The organism is Paenibacillus sinensis (genome assembly GCF_019904155.1).
Taxonomy (GTDB): domain Bacteria; phylum Bacillota; class Bacilli; order Paenibacillales; family Paenibacillaceae; genus Paenibacillus_AQ; species Paenibacillus_AQ sinensis.
Map to the genome: position 1 here is coordinate 1 of NZ_JAHCMB010000114.1, position 4408 is coordinate 4408.

At 47.3% G+C, this 4408-nt stretch carries 5 protein-coding genes; 2 read left to right on the forward strand and 3 right to left on the reverse strand.

Annotated elements, in window-relative coordinates:
- Positions 1–120: 120 nt before the first annotated feature.
- Positions 121–348: a hypothetical protein gene (locus tag KIH86_RS11255; protein ID WP_223082964.1), complete on the reverse strand. Its 228-nt coding sequence runs from the start codon at positions 346–348 to the stop codon at positions 121–123.
- A gap of 132 nt (positions 349–480) precedes the next feature.
- Between KIH86_RS11255 and KIH86_RS11260 the strand changes: the two genes are divergently transcribed.
- Complete coding sequence (locus tag KIH86_RS11260) at positions 481–1383, forward strand: LysR family transcriptional regulator (protein WP_223082963.1); 903 nt, start codon at positions 481–483, stop codon at positions 1381–1383.
- A 122-nt stretch (positions 1384–1505) separates the two neighbouring features.
- Here the strand turns inward: KIH86_RS11260 and katA are convergent, their stop codons facing one another.
- Entirely contained in the window at positions 1506–2963 is a 1458-nt protein-coding gene (gene katA / locus KIH86_RS11265; RefSeq protein ID WP_223082962.1) for a catalase, read from the reverse strand.
- Positions 2964–3251: 288 nt separating this feature from the next.
- Here katA and KIH86_RS11270 point away from each other — a divergent pair, with 288 nt between their 5' ends.
- Positions 3252–3554, forward strand: a complete 303-nt coding sequence (locus KIH86_RS11270; RefSeq protein WP_223082961.1) for a sigma-70 family RNA polymerase sigma factor — start codon at positions 3252–3254, stop codon at positions 3552–3554.
- Positions 3555–4057: 503 nt separating this feature from the next.
- Here KIH86_RS11270 and KIH86_RS11275 read toward each other — a convergent pair.
- On the reverse strand, positions 4058–4408 hold a 351-nt coding region (locus KIH86_RS11275; RefSeq protein ID WP_223110479.1), incomplete at its 5' end, for a hypothetical protein.

Genomic DNA, 4408 nt, shown 5'->3' on the forward strand with positions numbered 1-4408 from the left:
AAAAAAGAGCGAGCCATCTGTACGATGACCTGCTCTTTTTCTTCATTTTTGGGCCTGTGCCTTATCTTAATGACATTGTGTGTTGCAGAGGTCTTTTTTTCACGTTATGCGCATTTATCCTCACACACATTCATATCCACGGTTATTCTTACTCGACTTCGGATTTTTCGCTGATTTCATTCTCCGTTTACGGGAGGGGAGCCAGGGAATGTTGGCGGAGGCGGCTTCCTCTGCGCTTCTGAGCACCTTCAGAACATCGTATACGCTGTTGATATCCTTGGTGTCGATCACGAGTTCTTCACTTTCCCCAATTCCAGGTATTTTGAAATTCCAGCGCTTGTTTTCCATGACTCCCACTCCTTTAAGATATGTATCTTGTGTAATTTCATCATAAACGGAGAGGCGAATCATGTATAATGAAGGGAAATGATAGAGGTCATCACCTTGACTGATAGCTGAAAAAGAGGGGAGCGTGCCGGGATGGACATTGGCCTTCTGAAGGTATTTATGGCGGTAGCTGAAGAAGGGAGCATTTCAAAAGCGGCTCAGAGTCTGAATTATGTACAATCAAATGTGACGGCGAGAATTCAGCAGCTGGAGCAGGAGCTGAACACACCGCTCTTTTACCGGCACAGCCGGGGGATTACGCTGACTTCGGCGGGTCAGACCCTGATGACGTATACTGAGAAGATCTTGAACCTGCTGGAAGAGGCGGAAAAAGCGGTTGTGGATTCGCCGATTCCCAAAGGCTCCATTACGGTTGGCTCCGATACGACGGCGGCCATACGTTTGCCCCCGATTTTATCCGCTTATCGCGGCAAATTTCCTGAGGTTGAAGTCCAGCTGGAAATTGGGTTGACCGATCAACTCATCAATTCCGTTCTGCAATATTCGGTGAATGGGGCTTTTGTGGATGGGCCGGTCGAGCATCCGGACATTGTTCAGGAGCTGATCATTAACGAGCGTCTGGGGCTGATTATTCCGGAAACGATGGATTTTGGCGGTCTTCGAACCATACAGGACAAGACATTGCTGATTTTGAACCTTGGCTGCATGTACCGGATGCAGTTGGAAGAATGGCTTCGGGACGAGGGCTACCGTCTGGCCAAGGTTATGCAGTTCGGCACGATGGAAGGGCTTCTGGGCTGTGTAAAAGCCGGAATCGGCTATGCGGTGCTGCCTGTATCGTATTATAACAAGCTGAATGTCAAGGACGGCATCCGCTGTTATCCTTTTCCGGAGAGATATGGCGAGGTACCGACGGTTTTCATACGGAGGCGCGATCTCTACATGACGAGCGCTTTTCATCAATTTATCGAGGAGTTGAAGGAGCAGCTGCCGGAAGCATTGACTTGCGGGGCAGAGACTTCGGATGCTAAGTAGAGCATAGTTACTAACAGCAACAGCGCAGGATCACTGATCCTGCGCTGTTTGCATTCACAAGTTCACAAGGGAACCGGGGATAACCCGCCTTTTATCCACGCAATGGGGATAGAATGGGGATATTAGTCTGCAGACGGAACGGTTAATCCCAGTCCTTCGGCAATTTTCGTTCCGAATTCAGGGTCGGCTTTGTAGAAATGGCCGATTTGGCGCAATTGGATATCCACAAGCTCAACCGGCCTCATGGAATCCACAATGTTACGCGCAAGCCGGGCACGTTCATCCTCGCTCAGCAGCCGGTACAAATCTCCGGCCTGTGTATAATGGTCATCCTGATCGTAGGCGACGCTGTCGGCCTGTCCGGACACCTCGAACGGAGTGGTGCGATGCTCCGGGGATTCCTTGGGACCGCCGAAGCTGTTCGGTTCATAATAGACAGAGGCTCCGCCGTTATTGCCGTAAGCCATGGCGCCATCACGCTGATGGTTATGCACAGGGCACTGCGGACGGTTGATCGGCAGCTGGTTATGGTTCGGACCGACCCGGTAGCGATGAGCATCAGCGTAGGCGAACAGGCGGCCCTGGAGCATTTTGTCAGGTGAAGCCTCAATGCCGGGGACGAACGAGCCGGGAGAGAATGTAGCCTGCTCCACTTCCGCGAAATAGTTCTCCGGATTTCGGTCCAGCACCATGCGGCCAACCTCGATCAATGGGTAATCCTTCTGTGACCATACTTTGGTTACGTCGAATGGATCGAAGCGATACGTATCTGCGTCTTCAATCGGCATAATCTGCACATACAGTCTCCATGAAGGGAAGTCGCCATTGGCAATGGCATTGAACAGATCCTCGGTATGGTAATCCGGATGCTCACCCGCGATTTTGGCCGCAACATCGACATCCATGTTCTTAACACCCTGCTCGGTCCTAAAATGATACTTGACCCATACCGCCTTACCTTCGGCGTTCACCCACTTGAATGTATGGCTCCCGTATCCGTGCATGTGGCGCAGAGTTGCGGGAATGCCGCGATCGGACATCAGAATTGTCACCTGGTGAAGCGACTCGGGGGAATGGGACCAGAAATCCCAGACGGCTGTCGGATTCTTCAGATGAGTCTGCGGATGCCGCTTCTGCGTATGAATGAAGTCCGGAAACTTGATAGCATCCCGAATGAAAAAGACGGGCGTATTGTTGCCGACCAGATCATAGTTGCCTTCTTCCGTATAGAATTTCACCGCGAAGCCCCGCGGGTCGCGTACCGTATCAGCGGAGCCAAGCTCACCTGCCACGGTGGAGAAGCGGATGAACATGGGCGTGCGTTTGCCGATCTGGGACAGGAAAGCGGCTTCCGTATAAGAAGAAACGTCTCCTGTGACTTCAAAATAACCATGCGCTCCAGCGCCTTTAGCATGAACAACCCGTTCGGGGATGCGTTCTCGGTTGAAATGGGCAAGTTTCTCCAGCAGGTGGACATCCTGAATCAGGACAGGTCCCCGGGAACCGGCAGTCATCGAATGTTGGTTATCTCCTACGGGTGCGCCTGAGCTGGTCGTGAGACGGCTATTATCGTAAGTCATGAGATCAGTCACCTTTCGTATCATATTGTTATTAGATTAAGTATAAATCTTAATATAGATGATAATAATTATCACTTTAAAAATCAAGGTTTTTTATAATAATTTTAATTAGTATTTTTAGTAAATAGCGTGCACGAAAAAAAACTGCGTCTGCCCGTTTCACTATCGTTGGCAGGACACAAGCACATACCGGGTAATAGAGGGGAAGCAAGGAGGAGGTTATATGCCTTCAACCAAAAACCGAATTACTCCGGAACAACGGATTTACTTTCACAGTGAATTGCGGCAATGTCCGCATATCGGATTGGGTGGAGAGTGCAATATAAGGCGAGAAAGGTCCGAACAAAAGAATTCCCTCTCTTTAGCAATCTCCCGATTAATTACAATTTCACAGCCTCTTCTGATACGAAAATATGGGTAGAGGAGCTTTTGAGTCAACTTCCATACCAGGAAAGGACCATTCTTATCAAACTTTATCTGCAAGATATGACCGAAAATGAAGTAGGGAAGGAACTCCATATCAGTCAACAGGCGGTGAGCAAATGGAAAAAGAAACTGATTCAAACGTTATCTCAGATCGCGAATTTTTAAACCTACTGGAAGCAGCGAAACGTAGGAACCCTGATGCGATATTGCAACTGCTGAATTTATTCAAAGAGGATATTCTTAACGTAAGTCGATACATCTATTTACCTACTGAAGATGCTGTATCGACTATTACTTTGNACAAAGGAAAGATCCTGCTTCTAAACCCGAAGAGAAGAATAAGTAGTTTGACTGCAAAAAAGGTCTGATTAGGGGTTGTTAAGCGGCCCTAGTTGAGAACGAGAAAACCGTTCTGCAATCGTTGGTTTACGACGGGGATTGAAACCTGGGTTACTTAAGAGATCTCCTTGCGGGTAAACTTGTTCTATGAACATCTGACTTGATAAATAATCATGTTTACTGTGTTATCGCAATGTAATTAAGTATAAAATCGGTTGCCGAGGCTTCTCGACAGCCAGAAACTTCAAACGAAAAAAATAGACCCCAGATTACCAGCGTCTGTCTGATGTCCAGCCTGCTACCTCATATTTAACATAAAACAAGAAATGTTATTCTTCCCCTATTGAAAAAAAATCCACTATTGACGTGATATCATCATTAGTCCCAAGATCAGTAACCTTACCTTCCGAATTGACTATTCCATACCTTGCAATCCCACCCATAATTTCCATGTTATAATATACGTACTCACCAATAATTTGAGGTCGTGTCCCCTCTTCCGATACAACACCAACCTTTCCTTTATAAGGCAAGCCTTCTTCGTTGCTGATTAGTTTTATGGAATCATTTGAGATACCTATTTTAGCCTGCCAGGTCTTGTAATCGATATTATTATTTATTTCATGATATTCGATTATATCGCCGTACAAATAGAAATAATGATCCGATTCGCCTTTTGG